At 46.9% G+C, this 18,896-nt stretch carries 16 protein-coding genes and 1 other RNA gene; 1 reads left to right on the forward strand and 16 read right to left on the reverse strand.

Annotated features, from left to right (window positions below; genetic code table 11):
- Window positions 1–81 precede the first annotated feature (81 nt).
- Window positions 82–1,602 (reverse strand): MocR-like pyridoxine biosynthesis transcription factor PdxR, encoded by a 1,521-nt coding sequence (gene pdxR / locus MKY44_RS19650; protein WP_341008219.1) that lies wholly within the window; start codon window positions 1,600–1,602, stop codon window positions 82–84.
- A gap of 107 nt (window positions 1,603–1,709) precedes the next feature.
- Here pdxR and MKY44_RS19655 point away from each other — a divergent pair, with 107 nt between their 5' ends.
- Window positions 1,710–2,939, forward strand: coding sequence for an aminotransferase-like domain-containing protein (locus MKY44_RS19655; RefSeq protein WP_341008221.1), 1,230 nt, complete (start codon window positions 1,710–1,712; stop codon window positions 2,937–2,939).
- Between the two features lie 287 nt (window positions 2,940–3,226).
- On the opposite strand, the gene rnpB is transcribed toward MKY44_RS19655, so the two are convergent.
- The 15 genes from rnpB to MKY44_RS19730 form a co-directional block, all read right to left on the reverse strand.
- Window positions 3,227–3,636: RNase P RNA component class A (gene rnpB / locus MKY44_RS19660), an RNA gene on the reverse strand.
- 82 nt (window positions 3,637–3,718) lie between these two features.
- Complete coding sequence (locus MKY44_RS19665) at window positions 3,719–4,834, reverse strand: Nif3-like dinuclear metal center hexameric protein (protein WP_341008222.1); 1,116 nt, start codon at window positions 4,832–4,834, stop codon at window positions 3,719–3,721.
- Entirely contained in the window at window positions 4,810–5,568 is a 759-nt protein-coding gene (locus MKY44_RS19670) for a tRNA (adenine(22)-N(1))-methyltransferase (RefSeq protein WP_341008223.1), read from the reverse strand. The genes MKY44_RS19665 and MKY44_RS19670 overlap by 25 nt, the downstream gene beginning before the upstream one ends.
- A 184-nt stretch (window positions 5,569–5,752) precedes the next feature.
- Window positions 5,753–6,892 (reverse strand): RNA polymerase sigma factor RpoD, encoded by a 1,140-nt coding sequence (rpoD, locus tag MKY44_RS19675; RefSeq protein ID WP_017687256.1) that lies wholly within the window; start codon window positions 6,890–6,892, stop codon window positions 5,753–5,755.
- A gap of 43 nt (window positions 6,893–6,935) precedes the next feature.
- Window positions 6,936–8,756, reverse strand: coding sequence for a DNA primase (gene dnaG / locus MKY44_RS19680; protein WP_340913934.1), 1,821 nt, complete (start codon window positions 8,754–8,756; stop codon window positions 6,936–6,938).
- 47 nt (window positions 8,757–8,803) lie between these two features.
- On the reverse strand, window positions 8,804–9,271 hold the full coding sequence (locus MKY44_RS19685; protein WP_017687254.1) for a YaiI/YqxD family protein: 468 nt from the start codon (window positions 9,269–9,271) through the stop codon (window positions 8,804–8,806).
- 229 nt (window positions 9,272–9,500) lie between these two features.
- Window positions 9,501–11,576, reverse strand: coding sequence for a glycine--tRNA ligase subunit beta (gene glyS, locus MKY44_RS19690; protein ID WP_340913932.1), 2,076 nt, complete (start codon window positions 11,574–11,576; stop codon window positions 9,501–9,503).
- On the reverse strand, window positions 11,569–12,456 hold the full coding sequence (glyQ, locus tag MKY44_RS19695) for a glycine--tRNA ligase subunit alpha (protein WP_017687252.1): 888 nt from the start codon (window positions 12,454–12,456) through the stop codon (window positions 11,569–11,571). Before glyQ ends, glyS begins: the two co-directional genes overlap by 8 nt.
- 410 nt (window positions 12,457–12,866) lie before the next feature.
- Window positions 12,867–13,619 (reverse strand): DNA repair protein RecO, encoded by a 753-nt coding sequence (gene recO, locus MKY44_RS19700; protein WP_047843778.1) that lies wholly within the window; start codon window positions 13,617–13,619, stop codon window positions 12,867–12,869.
- Window positions 13,620–13,652: 33 nt separating this feature from the next.
- Window positions 13,653–13,793, reverse strand: a complete 141-nt coding sequence (locus tag MKY44_RS19705) for a YqzL family protein (RefSeq protein ID WP_074095877.1) — start codon at window positions 13,791–13,793, stop codon at window positions 13,653–13,655.
- Window positions 13,794–13,897: 104 nt separating this feature from the next.
- On the reverse strand, window positions 13,898–14,797 hold the full coding sequence (gene era, locus MKY44_RS19710; protein ID WP_047843779.1) for a GTPase Era: 900 nt from the start codon (window positions 14,795–14,797) through the stop codon (window positions 13,898–13,900).
- 37 nt (window positions 14,798–14,834) lie between these two features.
- Window positions 14,835–15,248: a cytidine deaminase gene (locus MKY44_RS19715; protein ID WP_074095878.1), complete on the reverse strand. Its 414-nt coding sequence runs from the start codon at window positions 15,246–15,248 to the stop codon at window positions 14,835–14,837.
- 310 nt (window positions 15,249–15,558) lie between these two features.
- Window positions 15,559–15,930: a diacylglycerol kinase family protein gene (locus MKY44_RS19720; protein WP_017687246.1), complete on the reverse strand. Its 372-nt coding sequence runs from the start codon at window positions 15,928–15,930 to the stop codon at window positions 15,559–15,561.
- On the reverse strand, window positions 15,930–16,427 hold the full coding sequence (gene ybeY, locus MKY44_RS19725) for an rRNA maturation RNase YbeY (RefSeq protein WP_341008224.1): 498 nt from the start codon (window positions 16,425–16,427) through the stop codon (window positions 15,930–15,932). The genes MKY44_RS19720 and ybeY overlap by 1 nt, the downstream gene beginning before the upstream one ends.
- Before the next feature lie 218 nt (window positions 16,428–16,645).
- Window positions 16,646–18,895: an HD family phosphohydrolase gene (locus tag MKY44_RS19730; RefSeq protein WP_036674803.1), complete on the reverse strand. Its 2,250-nt coding sequence runs from the start codon at window positions 18,893–18,895 to the stop codon at window positions 16,646–16,648.
- Window position 18,896: the final 1 nt, after the last annotated feature.

Raw genomic sequence — 18,896 nt, forward strand, 5'->3', positions numbered from 1 at the left:
AACCAACTCCCTTTCTGGTGATACTATAACCTATTGCAACAGATCGAAAGTGGATTGGATGTATGTCCATAGTCCGAAAAATTAAATGAGCGGTAGCCTGTCCGCCACTGTCCCACCCTGCCCAGGTGTTACTCTGTCAATGACTTGGCATAGTACACGAAGTCCTGCACACAAAAGCTCAACGTTTGTTACCGTGAAGCAGATACGCAGACTTGGTGTATCCATCTCCCCTACATAACAGGCTGAACCGGGGAGGAAAGAGACCCCTGCAGCAAGTGACTGATGATGCAACTCACGCATATCCAAGTTACTCGGAAGTTGGAGCCACAGATTGAGTCCTCCCTCTGGCAAGCGCCATTGCATGCCCATAGTAGCATGCTCTTCCAGCACTTCAGATGCTGCGCACAAGCGAGAATACAATTCATCCCTCAATCGGGATACATAGGCACCGTACTGATTCTGAATGAAAGATTGCAGTGCCTTTTGTGTAAGCAGCGGACTCCCCAGATCCGCCGTAGATTTCGCGGCCACAAGCCGGGTCAATACACTTCCGTCTGCGATGGCGCAGGCTATACGGCAACCGGGAGACAACACCTTGCTGAAGCTTTTGATATATACGACATGACCTGTCCCATCCATCGATTTAATGGAAGCCGGGGGAGGGTCCCGAAAATAAAGATCTGCAAACGGGTCATCCTCCAGAATGAGGCAGTGGTAACTTTGCGCGAGATTAAGAAGCTGTGCTCGTCTTCTTGCACTCATCGTGATACCTGTTGGATTGTGATAGGTCGGGATCGTATAGATCAGCTTGGGTGGATAGGTATCACATAATCGGGTCAACAGATCAATACGCATGCCTTCGTCATCCATCGGGACCGTAATGATCTTCGCGCCTCTACTTGTAAATACATCAATGGCCCCGGTATAGCTTGGTGCCTCCATGTATACAACATCCCCAGGTCCGACAAAAGTTCGTGCCACAAGATCGATCCCCTGCTGAGCACCACTTGTAATTAACATCCGTTCAGGTGCAGCCTGTAGTCCACGCTCGGCAAAATGTTCGGCAAAGATCTGTCTAAGCTCCCGATCCCCCTGAAAAGATCCGTAAGCTGCCATACGCTCTGTATGATCAGAGGAGAGTCGGTAGGCGCTGTCGATAATCTCCCGTGTAGGCAACAGTTCAGGCTGAATTGCTGACATATGAAGTTCATACCGCACTTGAGGTGACGTATCAAAATGTCTCCAGAGCTGGGCTCGCGGTAAATAATCCACCAGTGCCATCTGCCAATTCCATGACGTACTGAATTCATCGTTGGCATTGTTTCGCTGCGTTCGGTCCACATCCTCCATCTGATCCACGTTCAATGTACCTCTCACATAACAACCTTTCCCCTGGGAGCAGGTGATCAATTGAATCGCTTCAAGTTCAGCATACGCTTTGGATACAGTGACCAGACTGACACCCAAATCCGCGGTCATTTTACGAACAGAAGGAAGTCGGGTTCCAGGTTCAATGAGTCCTGATCTGATGCGATCGGCAATCGTTAGCGCAATCTGCACGTACAATTTGGTACTGCTTCCCCGCTTTAATTCAATATGCATATGTGCTCCCCCAACTGTTATGATCTTCATTTTACTGTTATAGTGTAGTCCGTCTATTATAGTTTATAATATCAGTATAACAGTGAATAACAGGAGATGAGAATAACATGAGTATCCCTTGGTCCAAAATGGCACAAAACACCCCGTCCTCTGTCGTTCGCGACATGCTCCAGGCCGCTCAGGCACCTGGAATGATCTCACTAGCCGGTGGATTACCAGCCCAGACTTCATTCCCGCTGGAAGCCATCCGCGTTGCATATGAAAAAGTATTTATGAGCGGAGCAGCCGCTCTTCAATATGCGGAGACTGAGGGTTACCGTCCTCTTCGCGCCAAAATCGCCGAACGTCTTGAATCCAAGGGCATTCCCGCTTCACCCGATCACATGCTTCTCACTACGGGTTCACAGCAATCCATTGACTTGGTTTGCCGCATCCTTCTCGACCCGGGTGACCGTGTACTGGTTGAATCACCAACCTACCTCGCTGCTCTGCAAGTGATTCATTCCTATCAGGCTGAATCTCACGGCGTAGCCTGTGATGATCACGGCATGTTGCCTGAATCTCTGGAGGAACAGCTCCAGTTGCATCGTCCAAAACTTGTTTATATTAATCCCACGTTCTCCAATCCTACGGGAAAAGTATGGTCGCGAGAAAGAAGACAGCAGGCTGTGGATCTGTGCCGCAAGTATGGTGTACTCATTCTGGAAGATGATCCCTATGGTGAAATTCGGTTTAATCCAGAGCAATTGGATGTCCCTGCTCTCGCAGAACTGGATGCAGTATCCTATGACGGCCCTTCCAACGTTATCTACACCAGTACATTCTCCAAAACGGTAGCACCTGGCCTTCGTACGGGCTGGATACTGGCTGCTCCCGATATTATCAAAATGGCAGCACGAGCCAAACAAGGTGCCGACTTGCACTCCAGTAGCATTGACCAAAGAGCGCTTCATGCACTGCTTGAATCTTTCGATCTGGATGCGCATATCCGCCATATTTCAGAGGATTACGAACAACGCATGAAAACACTGACTACTCTTATGGCAGCCAAAGCATGGGAAGGTATCTCGTGGAATTCACCACAAGGTGGCATGTTCTTGTGGCTGCAATTGCCTGAAGGCATGCTTGCAAGCAATCTGTTCACTTATGGTATCCAGGAGAAAGTGTGCATTGTGCCAGGTGATTCTTTCTATGCAGGTACACCGGAGTTAAACCGCATGCGGATCAACTTTACTCATACGGACCCTGAGCTCCTTCCGGAAGCCGTGGAAAGAATGGATCGTGCCATCCAACGTTGGCATGCTTCCTTAACATCCGACAGTGTTGTTACACTGTAATGAACTGTCATAAACGTTTCGCGATTCTTTAGCGTATGAGATTGATTAGGACGTGTCTGATAACACCAGACACGTCCTAACTTGAGATGAGAAATAAAAATAAGGCGGCAGGCCCGAGAATCTCGGAACTGCCGCCTTATTTTTATAGAACCTGTTATCAACAGGAGTTATGTTTTTTTAGATGTTCATGGGTCCTTCTGATCAGTCAGGCCATCGGATGATTCATACGAGTTGTCCTCGACTGATAGGTGGACTACATTGTGTTGCAATAGTGTTGTTGTTGCAGTTAGGAAAGCTTACCGTAAGCCGGGTTCTGTGCTCTTCGTGGTTCATACGGGAACTACCCTCCCACCAGAAGCGACAATCATCTATCTAGGCCATACATTGCTGCACAGCTCAAGCGACCAACCTAGACACACCTCGGGCTAAGGTTGCCTCCTCCGAAGAGGCGGCTGTGTCCCATTAGGTCTTGCTCCAGATGGGGTTTACCAGGAACGAAGTCACCAGCGTTCCTCGGGGTCTCTTACACCTCGGTTCCATCCTTGCCTGTGCCGGAAAATCCGGCCATCGGCGGTCCATTTCTGTGGCACTATCCTTCAACTCGCGCTGACTGGACGTTATCCAGCATCCTGCCCTGTGGAGCCCGGACTTTCCTCTCGTGGCAACAAAGGCCACCAGCGATTGTCTGTCAAGCTTTCCGAACAACATTACATAGTATACAGGCATTTAGGTTCCCAGACAAGCTTAATATTACTGGGAGCTGCACATCAGCGGTCTTTTTAGATAAACTGGAATACTTCCGTATTTACCTCTGAAGCTGTAACTTGCGTATCATATCGTTTTTCTTCCAAACGGGAACGAAGCCAATCCGCTGTTTTTGGTTTCATGATCTTCTCGGAATTATGTCCCGGGTCGATGATACACATACCTGCCATTAACGCATCATGAGCCGTGTGATAATCAATATCTCCGGTCACAATAACATCCGCACCTTTGAAGCGGGCAGTGAGCGCGTAACGGCTGCCAGAGCCGCCAAGAACCGCTGCTTTTTTGATCTGCTTGTTCAGATCTCCTACCACACGTACATGAGGCACATTGAATTGGGTCTTCACAACCTCCACAAGCTCACCTAATGTCTTAGGCTCCCTAAGGGGTCCCAAGCGTCCCAGACCGAGCGTACGGCCCTTTAAATCCATGGCATAGAGGTCATAGGCCACTTCCTCATACGGATGAGCCTTAAGCATCGCCTGAACGACCTTACTTCTCAGACTTTGGGGTACGATGGTCTCAATCCGCATTTCTTCCACACGTTCCATCTGCCCTTGGGTACCGATAAACGGTTGAGTCCCTTCACCAGGCACAAACGTTCCTGTACCTTCCGTGTTAAAGCTGCACTTATTGTATTGACCGATACTCCCCGCTCCGGCTTCCAGGATGGCCTGAAGAACCTGCTCATGATGGGTACGAGGCACAAAGACAGCCAGCTTGTACAGATGATCTGTGTGTACATCTTCCAGCGATTCTTTACTCTCGATGCCAAGTGCCTCGGCCATCCAGTCATTCATACCACCCTCGGCCACATCCAGGTTTGTATGACTGATATAAACAGCAATATCATGTTTAATCAGCTTTTCATACAATTTACCCATAGGTGTATCTGTACTCAGTGATTTAACTGGACGAAAAATGATAGCGTGATGAGCGATAATCAGGTTGGCACCAATACGAATCGCTTCGTCCACCACTTCATCCGTCACATCCAAAGCAATTAACACGTGACTGATTTCTTTTTGCAAACTGCCGAGCTGGAGACCAATGCGGTCATCCGGTACAGCCAGATGTTTGGGAGCGAGTTGCTCCATCAGTTGAATTACAGTTTGACCTTTGGCAAACATGCCAAAACCTCCTTCAAGTTTGCGATAAGGCGCTCTACCTCAGCCGCTTTGTCCCGGGAAGAATCCTGATCGGATTTGGAGATGGAGTTAACAACCCCTTGCAGTTTGATGATCTCACTTTCCCATTTGGCAAAAAATACATCCGATGGACGATCCACCAAATAAGGTCCCATCCGCAGCAGCAAATCTTCCGTTAATTCTGCCCCGCCTTGAAGCGGACGTGCACGATACACCTCTACATTGGCAATCGGGCTTACGGATTGTGGCATCGCCGTTATAATCTCATAAATCTTGCCATCTTCTTCGAGCAACTGTTCTGCTACAACCACCCAGTGATGCTCCAGTAACCAGCGTCTGAGGATATCCTCACCCACATTTGGTTGCAAAATAAGTAACTGGACCCCTTCCAGTTTGGATAAACCTCTGTCCAAAATAGAAGCAATCAAGGCACCGCCCATGCCTGCGATGGTGATGACATCCACTTCACCCGCAGAGATCACATCAAGACCGTCTCCACGACGCACCGTGATTTTTTCTTTCAGGCCAGCATCGCTGACTTGTTTGCATGCAGCATCATAAGGGCCAGGATTGACTTCCCCGGCTACTGCATTTGCAGCTTTCCCACTGCGGATTGCGGCTACTGGCAGCAACGCGTGGTCTGAACCGATATCAGCCATGCGGCTGCCATCGGGAATTTGATCATGTATTCGCTGTAATCGATTCGAAAGTTTCATGAAGCACCTACACCATTCATTTAATTTATTGATTTGCATTGAACAAGGAAAAGCGATAAAATAAAATCCAATAAAACATTTCAAGGATGAATTTCCAAAACCAAGAAATCAAGACGTTTAAATTAAAAATAAAGGAGACCCCGCCGCCGCTAAAGCGTCTTGCGGAAAGTCTCCCATAGTTCGATTATTCGAGGAAATCCTTGAGTCGTTTACTACGACTCGGGTGACGCAACTTACGAAGAGCCTTGGCTTCGATCTGACGAATACGCTCACGCGTAACACCAAATACCTTGCCGACTTCCTCCAGCGTTCTCGTCCGTCCATCGTCCAGACCAAAACGTAGACGAAGCACGTTCTCTTCACGTTCAGTCAATGTATCCAATACATCTTCGAGCTGTTCTTTCAGCAACTCATACGCAGCAGCATCCGCCGGAGCAAGTGCTTCCTGATCCTCAATGAAGTCACCCAGATGGGAATCATCTTCCTCACCAATTGGTGTTTCCAGAGAAACCGGTTCCTGTGCAATCTTCGTAATTTCACGAACTTTCTCTACACTCAGATCCATCTCAGCAGCGATTTCTTCTGGTGTCGGTTCACGCCCAAGTTCCTGCAACAGCTGACGGGATACCCGGATCAGCTTATTAATCGTCTCCACCATGTGCACAGGGATACGAATTGTACGCGCCTGGTCAGCAATAGCACGAGTGATCGCTTGGCGGATCCACCATGTTGCATACGTACTGAACTTGTATCCTTTTTTGTGGTCGAACTTCTCAACCGCTTTGATCAGACCCATATTACCTTCCTGAATCAAATCAAGGAACAACATTCCACGTCCAACGTAACGCTTGGCGATACTGACAACGAGCCGTAAGTTAGCTTCAGCCAGACGACGCTTGGCTTCTTCATCCCCGTTCTCAATCCGTTTAGCCAGTTGTACTTCATCATCTGCGGACAACAGTGGCACACGACCAATTTCCTTGAGGTACATACGGACAGGGTCATTGATTTTGATACCTGGCGGCAAGCTCAGATCATCATCAAAGTGGAATTCGTCCTCTCCCTCTCTGGTGTTGTTCTCGGAATCTTCACTAGGACGAAGTGTAACCTCTTCATTGTTTTCATTCACTACATCGATACCCAGATCGCTCAGTTGCTCATAGAACTCATCCATTTGCTCTGCATCCTGCTCAAAAGGAGAGAGTTTCTCTATAATTTCCTTGTAATTCAGCGAAGCTCTTTTTTTACCTGATTCAATCAATTGATCTTTAACCTGATCCAGTGTCAATTCTGTTTCTAGTTCAGTATGCTGATCATTCGCCATAATTCGACTCCCTCCTCCCTAGAAACATCTAATCATCAGACGTTCACTGTCTCTCTAGGGCAATCATTTCAATTGCAATCTGTGCCGCGCGTACAGAATCACCTGCCCGCTCTGCAGCAATCATTTCTTCTTTTTTCAAATCGTACTCTTTCTTACGCGGATGCTTCAGCACTTCCCTGATGCAATCATCGAGCATTTGAATACTCCATTCACCTGGACCATCCATCATCGAGATTGAACTGACCGTTTTTTCCAGGCGATCGTCATGCAGTGAAGACATAAAACGGCTTGTATCCGACGGTTTGCCTTGCGCATAGTAGGCATATAGATAAGCAGCAATAGCTGCATGATCATCCAAGTTAAAAGCTTCACCAAGATGCTCATTCACGTACTGGGCAGCCTCATCATCCTGCAACATCCAGGCGATCAGTTTGCGTTCAGCTGCGTGGTAAGCCGGCAACAGATTGGGTGTAGGCACCTGCCTATTTTGTTGCCTACCATTATTCCACCTTTTCGGGTTATTATCCCCAAACTGGAGGTTATTTTTCATCGCCTCCCGTTCTTCATTACACTCCTGCTTCAATGTTTCGAAGGATACGTCCACTTCTGCAGCCAGTTCACGAAGATACACTTCCCTTTCTGTTGGAGAAGGTAAGGGGGCAATCAACTTTACTGCTTCTTTCGAATAGGCGATTTGTCCGCCACCCTCTAGCAGTATATGGCTTTTTTTTAAGTTTATAAGTTTAAATTTTGTAGTTGTCACGGCGCCGTCCACAATCTGGTTTCGGAACCGTTCACCACCATGCTTCCGGATAAAATCATCCGGGTCAAGTCCCTCAGGAATGAGAGCCACTTTGACCTGCAATCCAGCTTCCTCAAGAATAGGGAAGTTTTTGAGTGCAGCAGCCTGTCCTGCTTTGTCGCCGTCATAACATATGATGACTTCGTCGCACATCCCTTTGAGCATTAGTGCCTGATTCTCGGTTAACGCAGTACCCATTGCCGCTACACCATTCTGGATATCCTGATCCCATGCGGAGATGACATCACCATATCCCTCGAACAAAATGGCTTGTCTTTGTTTGCGAATTGCATTTTTGGCATGATGCAGATTATAGAGAACACGGCTTTTGTTAAATAACCGGGTTTCCGGTGAATTTAGATACTTCGGTTGCCCATCTCCCAATATGCGTCCTGCAAATGCAATCGGCTTACCGCTCCTGCCATTAATCGGGAACATAATCCGGTCTCGGAATCGATCCACATATCCCTGACCTTCATTTCGCGGTGACAGAAGTCCACCCTTTTCCATCTCTTCGAGCGGATAGTTACGTTTCTCAAGAAATTGTACCAGTGTGTCCCAACGATTTGGTGCAAAACCAATCTGGAACTGGTCGATTAACTTGTCGCCAAAACCTCTTGAGCGTAAATACTCCATGGCTGACTTGCCGTGCTCTGTATTTTTCAACAAAAAATGATACAGCTTCGCGGTAAGCTCATAAGCCTCCAACAGACGTTCCGTCTCCGGATTCACATGAGCAGATTCACGCCCTTGCCAGTCCCCCATAGAGATGTGACTTTCTTCCGCCATCGTTTTGACAGCCTCGGGAAAGGATAACCCTTCGATTTCCATCCTGAATTTGATGGCATTTCCACCCGTGCCGCAACCGTAGCAGTAGAAAATTTGTTTCTCAGGTGTAACGGTGAACGAAGGCGTCTTCTCGGAATGAAAAGGACAGAGGCCTTTCATATACTTCCCCTGTTTGGTCAGATGCACAAATCGGCTCACCGTATCGACAATATCATTCTGCTGTAACACCGATTCAATAATACTTTCGGGTATACCGCCTTGTCCGGTACTCATCTCTGGCCACCTTCATCTCTTCAACACGTAAATATAATTCGATAAACTTACACATTCTCCTGCAAATCTTTTAAAAGTTTTGTCAGTTTATGTTGAAACATTTCTCGATCCTGCTCTGTGAAAGGCTTTGGGCCTTTCCCATAATGGCCTCTTTTTCGCGCTTTGGCCGCAGTATGACGAGAATCCAACATGAAATCAATGTCACGATCGTTGAACTCACGACCACGAAAGGACAAAACATAACAACGTTTGCCAAGCGCAAGTGCCGCAAGTCCATAGTCCTGAGTGATAACCACATCATATGGCTTAATATGATTAGCAATATACAGGTCTGCGCTCTGATCACTGCGATCCACCTGCACGGTTCGCACCCCTTCTCCTCCTTGAAGCAGATGATCAAATGAAGAGACTAACAGTACAGGGATGTTGAAAAGGCGAGCGGTTTGCGCAATCTCGGTTTTGACCGGGCAAGCATCACCATCCACAACAATGTGGCGTATATTTAACTCACTCAAACCCAGACCACCCGGTTTCATAAAATAGCTGCATATTGTTATATACGACCCCGGCCAGGCAAAATCCTTCTGCCGGAACGAGGGAAATCAAAGGCTAAAATACGGAGCGGTTGTCAAAAATACATTTCACAACCCGTTCCGTATATTTATACCCTCATATATCCTTCTTTAATACTGAATTTTAGCTTTGCGCCAAGTCTGTGAAAAACGACTCATGAAATCCGCCCAATTACCAAACCAACTTGGAAAAATCAGCAAATCCTTTCAAGTCACGATCAATAGCCGCGAGCAAGGCAAGTCGGTTCGCCCGAACAGCCTCATCTTCGGCCATAACCATGACCGAATCGAAGAATGAGGTAATACCATCCTTCCAGGCAGATGCAATAGCCAGTGCTTCAGCAGCATGATGCTGAGTCAACGCCTGACGATATTCTGCATTCGTTTTGCTCCATGCCTCATGTAACTGACGTTCTCCATCTTCTGTGAACAGTTCTGGATGTACGGAAGCATTGGATGCTTTGGCAGCCAGATTGCCCACACGGTTGAACGATTCAACCGTTGTTTTGAATGCGTCTCCTGTCAGAACAGCCGCCATCAACGCTTCACCTTTTGGCACCACAGCGCTGATATCATCGAATCCGGAAGAAATTACGGCATCCACTACGTCGTAGCGGACGGTTTCGGACAACAATTTTTTCACACGAAGACCAAAGAAGTCTTGCAGATCTTTACGAACCTCTTCATCTGCACGTTTCAACAGGTTCATCTGGGCATGTACTTGAAGTGCTACTCCGAACACGTCAGACAATGTCAGCGGAAGCTTGTGATCCAGCAAAATCTGTACAATACCTGCAGCCTGACGGCGCAGCGCATACGGATCCTGAGAACCCGTTGGAATAATGTTGATGGAGAAACAACCCACGATTGTATCCATTTTGTCCGCAGCACTCACAATGGCACCAACAAGAGAAGCAGGGGATTGATCTCCAGCGAAACGTGGCTGATAGTGTTCAAATACCGCTTTGGACACCTCTTCTTTTTCGCCAGCTTTACGAGCGTAATCCTCACCCATCACACCTTGCAGTTCCGGGAATTCTCCCACCATCAGTGTCACCAGATCGAATTTGCAGATATCTGCTGAACGGCTAACGGATTCAGCAACATCACCGGATACTTGTAGTTTGGCAGCAAGTCCATCGGCAATCTTGCGAATACGACGCACTTTATCTCCAACCGTTCCCAATTCTTCCTGGAAGACGATACTTTCCAGCTTCGACAATGCATCCTTAATCTGTAGCTTCTGATCTTCCTCATAGAAGAACTTGGCATCAGACAGACGTGCACGCAGAACTTTTTCATTCCCTCTGGCAATAACGTCCAGTGAATCACTTCCACCGTTACGTACCGTCACGAAGAATGGCAACAATTGTCCTTCACTGTCCAGTACAGGGAAATAACGCTGATGCTCACGCATGGAAGTAATCAATACTTCTTGTGGAATATTCAAGAATGAGGAGTCAAATGTCCCGAACAATACGGTAGGTGTTTCCACCAGGAACAGAACTTCCTCCAGCAAGTCTTCCTTAATCGCAATATCCCATTTTTTCTCCGCAGCCAGTGCCTGAATCTGGGATACAATCATCTGTTCACGTTCTTGGATATCAGCAATGACATGTTCGGAACGCAACACTTCCACGTATGAAGACGGAGTGGAGATCACAGCTTCCTTACCGAGGAAACGATGTCCGCGAGTTACATTACCCGACTTAACACCTGTCACTTCCAGATCGATAACATCACTGCCGAGCATAGCCACAATCCAGCGGATTGGACGTACAAATTTGAAATCATAGGAAGCCCAACGCATAAATTTTGGGAACGTCATGGCATGTAATACAGAAAGTAATCCTTCGCCAACCACAGAAGCCGTCTCCACACCTTTGCTGCTCTTCGTTGCATAGATATATTCGACACCGTTCAGTTCCTTGAACGTGAACTGGTCCGGTTCAACACCTTGACTGCGGGCGAATCCGAGTGCAGCCTTGCTCCAATTGCCACTGTCGTCCAGGGCAATTTTGCGTGAAGGACCTTTCACTTCTTCCTCGATATCTTCCTGCTTTTCAGCCACATTCTGAATCAAAACAGCCAGACGGCGCGGTGTAGCATATGCATTCACTTCACCATAAGCAATGCGGGATGCGTCAAGCCATTTCACGACACGCTCTTGCAGCTGTGCGATTGCTGCGCGCATAAAGCGTGCAGGTACTTCTTCCAGCCCGATTTCAAACAACAGATCCTTAGACATGCTCGGCTCCCCCTTTCTTGATCAGCGGGAAGCCTAGCTTCTCACGCTCTTCCATATATGTTGCAGCGACTTGGCGAGCCAGATTACGAACACGTGTGATGTAACCCGTACGTTCTGTTACACTGATGGCTCCACGTGCATCCAACAGGTTAAACGTATGGGAACATTTCAGCACATAGTCATATGCCGGGAATACCAGATGCTGCGCCATGGCCTTGTTTGCTTCTTCTTCATGCATGTTGAAGAGTGTAAACAGCATTTTGACATCAGATACTTCAAACGTATATTTAGAGTGTTCGAATTCTGGCTGACGGAATACATCACCATAAGTGATACCTTCCACCCATTCCAGATCAAACACATTCTCTTTATCCTGAATGTAAGAAGCCAAACGCTCCATACCATACGTAATTTCAACAGCTACCGGATTTGTCTCGATTCCACCAACCTGTTGGAAATACGTAAATTGTGTAATTTCCATTCCGTCCAACCATACTTCCCAACCAAGACCTGCACAACCAAGGGAAGGATTCTCCCAGTTATCTTCAACAAACCGAATATCATGTTTGAGCGGATCAATGCCCAGACGCTTTAGACTTTCCAGGTAAATTTCCTGAATATTGTCCGGAGAAGGCTTGATGATTACCTGGAACTGATGATGCTGGTACAGCCGGTTAGGGTTCTCACCATAACGTCCGTCCGAAGGACGACGGGAAGGCTCCACATAGGCCACTTTCCAAGGTTCGGGTCCAAGCGAACGCAAAAAGGTCATCGGGTTCATCGTACCTGCCCCTTTTTCCGTATCGTATGGCTGGACAATAATACAGTTATGCTCGGCCCAGAATTGTTGCAGCGTTAGAATCATCTGCTGAAAATTCATAATCATGCTCCTTTTCAATGGTTTGTTAGCAAGCTTAGGACGGTGAAGACAACAATAAATAGCCCCCGTCCTACGCCTGTTGTACAGACGTAGGGACGAGAGCTATTCCCGCGGTTCCACCCTACTTGGCTTAGATCAAACAAGATGATCCTGTTCGTTCCAGCCCACTTTTCCGTGTCCATTCATGCTCCCGAGTGCCGTTTCAAAAACCGATTCAGCCAGGCTCCCACCATCCCCGACTCGCTCATTCATGATTCGCAAGTGTTATACAACGACTTGTCTCCATAAATGCAATAAATCCAGTCTTTTACTTTCTCGTTCAATGCATGTCTCATAAAGAGAAATTATATTTCATAATATATAAAATCTAGTATGAAGTCAAGATATAGTTTCACTTCCACCAAAACGCCTCAAATCCCGTACTTCTCCATCTGATCGAGGAAAGAACGGGATTTAAGATTCAGACCAAGCTGATGATCCATAAAGGCACGCATCAATTTTTTGATCTCATCACGGGTAGATTCACTCACTGATATATTCCCCAAGCGCTGCAGATCCAACTGTGCGAACAAACGTAACAACTTCAGAGCCTTTGGACTAACCGACATCGCTGGAGGATCAAAGTGTTTGCATGCTCGACACAAGACGCCACCAAGTCTGGGACTTATAAACAACTGCTCATCTGGTCGCTCCTGGTTGCAGGAGATGCACTCATCGAACTGTGGACCATATCCGGATGCCTGTAATATTTTCATTTCATACAGACTTGTAATAACAACCGGATCTTTCTCTTCCTTCAGCGCCTGCAAACACGCCTTTAACTGTTTGAACCAAAATGTACCTGTCTCTTCATCCTGAAGCACCCGATCCAATAGCTCACACGCATAAGAGGCATAAGAGGCCTTGACCAGATCTTCACGCAACTCATGATAGGATTCAACAATTTCTCCAGCGTTCAGTGTACCTAGACCTGTATTGCGAAAATATACATATTGACCATACGTAAACGGCTGCACCAGTGCAGCATGTCGGCTCTTGGGCTTTTTGGCACCGCGGACGAGTACCCCTACTTTCCCGCCGCTTTCGGTGCAAAGCGTAATGATTTTGTTCCCTTCGCCGTAGTCCATGCTGCGGATGACAATCCCTTCCACCCTGTATAGCATGCCTCGTCACCTAACCATTCCCGAATCAGCCAGTTATCCTTCGGCTTCTTCATCTTCAATCACTTCCCTTGCATTATCCGACTCCTGTCCTAACGAGTTACACGCCTCGGTATATAACAAATAGGACTCCACATCCCCCGTCATTGCAAAAACCTTCCACGAAAAATCTCGCATCGGAATTTCATCCTCTCTTCGGAAATGACGTCTGCATCTACCAAATAGGATGGAGTCTTGCAAGGTAAACTATGTGTTGCAATTACTGGATACAATTCCGACGATCAGTCGCGGCCAAAGCCAAGGTCACGCAGAACTCTATCCTGATTTCTCCAGTCTTTTTTCACTTTAACCCACAGGTCCATGAAAATTTTGGAGCCGAGCAAGTTCTGAATGTCGTGTCGAGCTCGTTTACCCACTTCTTTCAGAAGGGCACCTTGCTTCCCGATAATGATCCCTTTTTGGGAATCCCGTTCCACAAAAATGACGGCTGAGATATAAACGACACCATTATCTTGCACTTTCATATCTTCGATCGTTACAGCAATGGAGTGAGGCACTTCTTCACGAGTCATTTGCAGAATTTTCTCACGAATCAACTCGGCACATACAAACTGCTCCGGATGGTCAGTAACCTGGTCATCAGGATAGTACTGTGGACCTTCTGGCAAATACTTGCCGAGCTGTTCCAGCAACGTGCTGACATTGCTGCCAAGCATGGCAGAGACAGGAACGATTTCAGCGAAATCGTGAAGCTTGCGATACGTCTCAATGAGTGGCAGCAGTGCTTCCGGCTCAATTTTGTCAATTTTATTCATGACAAGAATGACAGGTGTACGGATATTTTTCAACTGTTCAGCAATATAACGGTCACCGCCACCCAAGCCTTCCGAAGCGTCAATTAGGAACAGTGCTGCTTCCACTTCTCCGAGCGTATTCAGAGCAGTCTGGTTCATGTAATCGCCAAGTTTGGATTGACGTTTGTGAATACCCGGTGTGTCCAGGAATACGATTTGCTGATGTTCGGATGTATACACCCCATGAATTTTATTACGTGTGGTTTGTGGCTTGTCCGACATAATCGCAATTTTCTGTCCGATCACTTGGTTCATCAGTGTGGATTTACCTACGTTTGGACGTCCAATAATGGCTACAAAACCGGATTTAAAAGCTTGTTTTTTCATATGTTCCTCCTCAGGCGCCTAGGCCTGGAATATTGGTTTATTTTTTGGCAGAATTCAGATCAGAAGGCCCAAAAGCCCAAGGTAACAGTTCAGCAACGGTGGTCTCTTGCAGATCACCTTTCAAGTTCCCCAAGATGACTTTCATATCAGGTTCACACAGTTCGTACATGACCTGACGACATACGCCACATGGAGCAATCGGACCATCCGTGTCTCCCACAATGGCAATCGCTGTGAAGCTGCGAGGCTTCTGCCCACCTGCAATGGCACTAAACATCGCTGTACGTTCAGCACAGTTACCTGGGGTATACGCAGCATTCTCAATATTACAACCATGATGCACATGACCTTCACTGTCAAGCAAAGCCGCGCCAACACCAAAATGGGAGTAAGGCGTATACGCCTTCGTTCGTGCCTTAATTGCTTCTTGCATTAACAAACTGTTATCCATTCATATTCTCTCCCTTAGGGTGCAATATAAAGTTAGTACCTACGAATTAAGTTCAACCAAAGCCAAATTTACACTAGTCACTCCGTGTCCAGAATAACCCTTCGATCGCTGTTACCCCCAGATTTTTTGATTCACTTTTTCAATGTGAAAATCCGGGGATAAAGGCGAACGCTTCGCTTCTACAGGTTTATTTCTGTCCTCTTCGTTATCGTGTAATGTCAACAAGTTCAACTAAAAAAACGGTCTAACTTCACAAATTTGTGTAGTATTAAAATCAAACAAAACGAATCAAAACAAGGTTAATACAAAATCAGTACAAACCCAGCCAGCTCATCACCGGCTTAATAAAAACGATACAACCGATGATGACGGCGAATACCGCAGCCAGCAGAACTGCCCCGGCCGCGGTATCCTTTGCCGCTTTTGCCAGCGGATGGATATGGGGGTGTGCCAAGTCAACCGCTGCCTCTACAGCCGTGTTCATCAATTCAGTCACCAGGACCAAAAAGACAGCGGTCAGCACAAACATCCAATCCGTTCTTGAGATTCTGAAAAAAAAGCCGGCTACACACATCAAAATAGCCACTCCCGTGTGAACTCTCACATTACGCTGAGTCCGCAACCCATATGCGATTCCTTCCGCAGCATTGCGGAATACCAGACCCCAGGAGCGTCTTTTCATTATCGTGTCAACCCGGCCTGGGCCAATACCGCTTCTTGTTTGCCCATCATTTCAGCCTCACTTGCTTCATCCTGATGGTCGTATCCGAGCAGGTGCAAGAAACCATGGACAAACAGAAAACCAAGTTCACGTTCAAATGAGTGTCCATACTCTTCACTTTGCAGGATGGTCCGTGGTACGGAAATGATGATGTCTCCAAGAACATCCGGCATTTCTTCCATTTCTTCATCTTCGTCCAGCTCATAGATAATATCGAGCTCTTCATCTACCGTTTCGTTCATCGCAAAAGACAGTACATCCGTAGGACGGTCAATGCCGCGATAATCACGGTTCAACTCATGGATCTGCTCATCATTCACAAAAGTCAGAGCCACTTCCCCGGCTGCAACACCTTCCGCTTCTCCGGCGAGATTCAGCAACTGTTCCAGCATTGCAATCATCGGTTCTGTAATTTCTTTATCCTGTTGTTCATTATTCCATGCCAGATTAAGACTCATTCCTTCATAACTCCTGTCTACTAATATTTGAGGTTGTTCAAAAAGCCCGCTTTTGATTACGAATGATACCTAAGGGCATCGTCAGCATCGAATATGGAATTCAGCCGAAATGTCCGTTGCTCACGTAGTTTTCCCTACGCTCCGCTACTCCATTTCTAACTTCATCCCATCTTCTCGGTACTGAAAACCAACCTTTTTGAACACGAACTATTATTGAATTAGCCCGCTTCGGGTGAAGTTGGCTTTGGTTTCTTAATCTCCTCCGGATATTCTATCCTGGAGTGGAAGATACCCATCACCGTTTCCTTCAATGTTCTGGCGACGATATCCAGTTCACGCATCGTAAGGTCACAATCATTGAATTGATGATCGTCCAATCGTCCTTTAATAATCTTCTCAATCATGGACTCCACTTGTTCCACTGTCGGTTTGCGCAAAGATCTCACAGCAGCCTCTACACTATCAGCAATGCCAACAATAGCCGATTCCTTGGACTGAGCCTTCGGCCCAGGGTAACGGAAATCTTCTTCCGTGAAATCAGGCTCAACGCCTGCTTCTTCCGCCTGGCGCAGTGCTTTGTGATAGAAATAGTGGAGAAATGTCGTGCCGTGATGCTGTTCCGCAATATCCCGAATAGGTCTGGGCAGCTTATAATCCTTCTGCATTTCTACCCCATCGCGCGCATGGGCAACGATAATGGATTTGCTCAGTTTCGGATCAATTGAATCATGCGGATTCTCCATATTGTTCTGATTCTCAATAAAATAGATGGGCCGCTTCGTCTTGCCAATATCATGATAATACGAACCCACTCGGCAGAGCAATCCGTTAGCTCCTATGGCTTCTGCTGCTGCTTCAGACAGATTCCCTACCATAACGCTATGATGATAGGTACCCGGTGTCTCCGTCAGCAACTTGCGTAGAAGCGGATGGTTCGGATTAGATAGTTCTACCAGTTTGAGCGCTGACAAAATGCCAAATGAAGTTTCAAAAAATGGCATCAGCCCAATAACCAGAATCGCAGTCAGTACGCCACCAGCAAATGCAAACCCAACGCCATACAGTGTCGTGGTTCGATTCCAATCGCCCGAGTCAATCAAAGCCAAGGTGAAGACGGCTATGGACCCGAACAGACAGACCATAATGGCTCCTTTCAGGATCGTGGATCGCTGGCTAGCCTTATGAGTTGCGAAGATCGCAACAAATGAAACCAATACAGCAAAGAAACCTAGTTCGAAGTCAAAAAGTTGACCCTGATGCGTATTCAAAATAATGCTGGACAACATACCGATCAAAATCGAACATACAAAGGCAAGCGACGTATCCAGCAACAGCGCAATTAACATCGCCCCTACCGCAACAGGTGCAAGGAAGCCTACATAAGACCTCTCATTGGTTTGGATAATCGCTGTCACATGCATAACTACAATCGTAATAATAAAAATGAGAACAAGCATCAACAGCTGCGCATTATTATATTTGAAATGCGTACCGCTGCCTTGCTGAATATACATCAGAATGGCTGCCGACAACAGGCAGGAAAACATAAGAAGTCCAAGCTGCGGCCAGTAGTTCACTTCATTTTTCAGCAAATCATTCTCATCCAGCAAAGTATACATCTCCGGGGTGATCATCTCACCCTTGGCAACTAATGTGTCCCCTTGCTTGATAAAGACGGTTTGCGTGTTCTCACGAGCCTGAACTTTCGCTTCCTTGGTTCCCTCTTCGTCGTAGAAACGATTAGCGGTCACCACGAGGCGAGCAAGCTCTTGCACGACCTCACGTTGCGTTCGCTTACCAAGAGAGCTGACACTCACCATCTCAGCTACTTTGGCACGGGCAGTGGTTGCATCGCTGATCTGATCCGTCATTAACCGGGCAACAATATCCCTCGCAACCGGTTTCATCTCCTGGATATCATCCGATGTCAGACGTGAGATTTTGATGTAAGTTTCTTCAGGAATACGGTAGCTTTGCTCCTGTACCACATTTCTGATCTCTTCCAAAAGAGTCTCGGAGTATGTACCGGCTTTCCGATTATTATTGATATAGTTGGTCACAAAGTCCTTCTGGCGCTGCGGAATTTCATCCCGATATATATCAATCTTGTCCTGACTTGAGATCTGATCATCCTGATTTAATCGATCTACACGATCAAGCAGGGTAGTCATCAAATTTTCGTTTCGCAACTGGACAATCTGAAATATCGGCTGTACCCGTTCAGCAGCTTCTTCCTGTGCTTTGAGTGTGGCCTTGTTATTCGGAATCTGCATGGGCGCAGCAATATCCACTTCACTCCGTGTACCTTCCTGAATATCATACCGCTCAGGGAGCAGCTTGGAAGCCAGACTCACGTAGAAAAGAATCACCAGAAACAAAAACAGAAGATAGCGTGCCCACACGCTATACTTCCATCCTGTAGCCTTATTCTGAAAAGATTTGCCTTTTGACGGTTCCTTCGAGGTCACT

The organism is Paenibacillus sp. FSL R7-0026 (assembly GCF_038004485.1).
Taxonomy (GTDB): Bacteria; Bacillota; Bacilli; order Paenibacillales; family Paenibacillaceae; genus Paenibacillus; species Paenibacillus xylanexedens_A.

Bases quoted from the DNA above. Each gene is read 5' to 3' on its own strand.
- MKY44_RS19655 (WP_341008221.1), top strand. From the start codon at position 1,710: ATGAGTATCCCTTGGTCCAAAATGGCACAAAACACCCCGTCCTCTGTC.
- dnaG (WP_340913934.1), bottom strand. From the start codon at position 8,756: ATGAGTACCGGACAAGGCGGTATACCCGAAAGTATTATTGAATCGGTG.
- ybeY (WP_341008224.1), bottom strand. From the start codon at position 16,427: ATGAGTCTTAATCTGGCATGGAATAATGAACAACAGGATAAAGAAATT.
- MKY44_RS19715 (WP_074095878.1), bottom strand. From the start codon at position 15,248: ATGGATAACAGTTTGTTAATGCAAGAAGCAATTAAGGCACGAACGAAG.
- era (WP_047843779.1), bottom strand. From the start codon at position 14,797: ATGAAAAAACAAGCTTTTAAATCCGGTTTTGTAGCCATTATTGGACGT.
- MKY44_RS19720 (WP_017687246.1), bottom strand. From the start codon at position 15,930: ATGAAAAGACGCTCCTGGGGTCTGGTATTCCGCAATGCTGCGGAAGGA.
- rpoD (WP_017687256.1), bottom strand. From the start codon at position 6,892: ATGGCGAATGATCAGCATACTGAACTAGAAACAGAATTGACACTGGAT.
- MKY44_RS19670 (WP_341008223.1), bottom strand. From the start codon at position 5,568: ATGAAACTTTCGAATCGATTACAGCGAATACATGATCAAATTCCCGAT.
- glyS (WP_340913932.1), bottom strand. From the start codon at position 11,576: ATGTCTAAGGATCTGTTGTTTGAAATCGGGCTGGAAGAAGTACCTGCA.
- recO (WP_047843778.1), bottom strand. From the start codon at position 13,619: ATGCTATACAGGGTGGAAGGGATTGTCATCCGCAGCATGGACTACGGC.
- MKY44_RS19665 (WP_341008222.1), bottom strand. From the start codon at position 4,834: ATGTTTGCCAAAGGTCAAACTGTAATTCAACTGATGGAGCAACTCGCT.
- glyQ (WP_017687252.1), bottom strand. From the start codon at position 12,456: ATGAATTTTCAGCAGATGATTCTAACGCTGCAACAATTCTGGGCCGAG.
- pdxR (WP_341008219.1), bottom strand. From the start codon at position 1,602: ATGCATATTGAATTAAAGCGGGGAAGCAGTACCAAATTGTACGTGCAG.
- MKY44_RS19705 (WP_074095877.1), bottom strand. From the start codon at position 13,793: ATGCGAGATTTTTCGTGGAAGGTTTTTGCAATGACGGGGGATGTGGAG.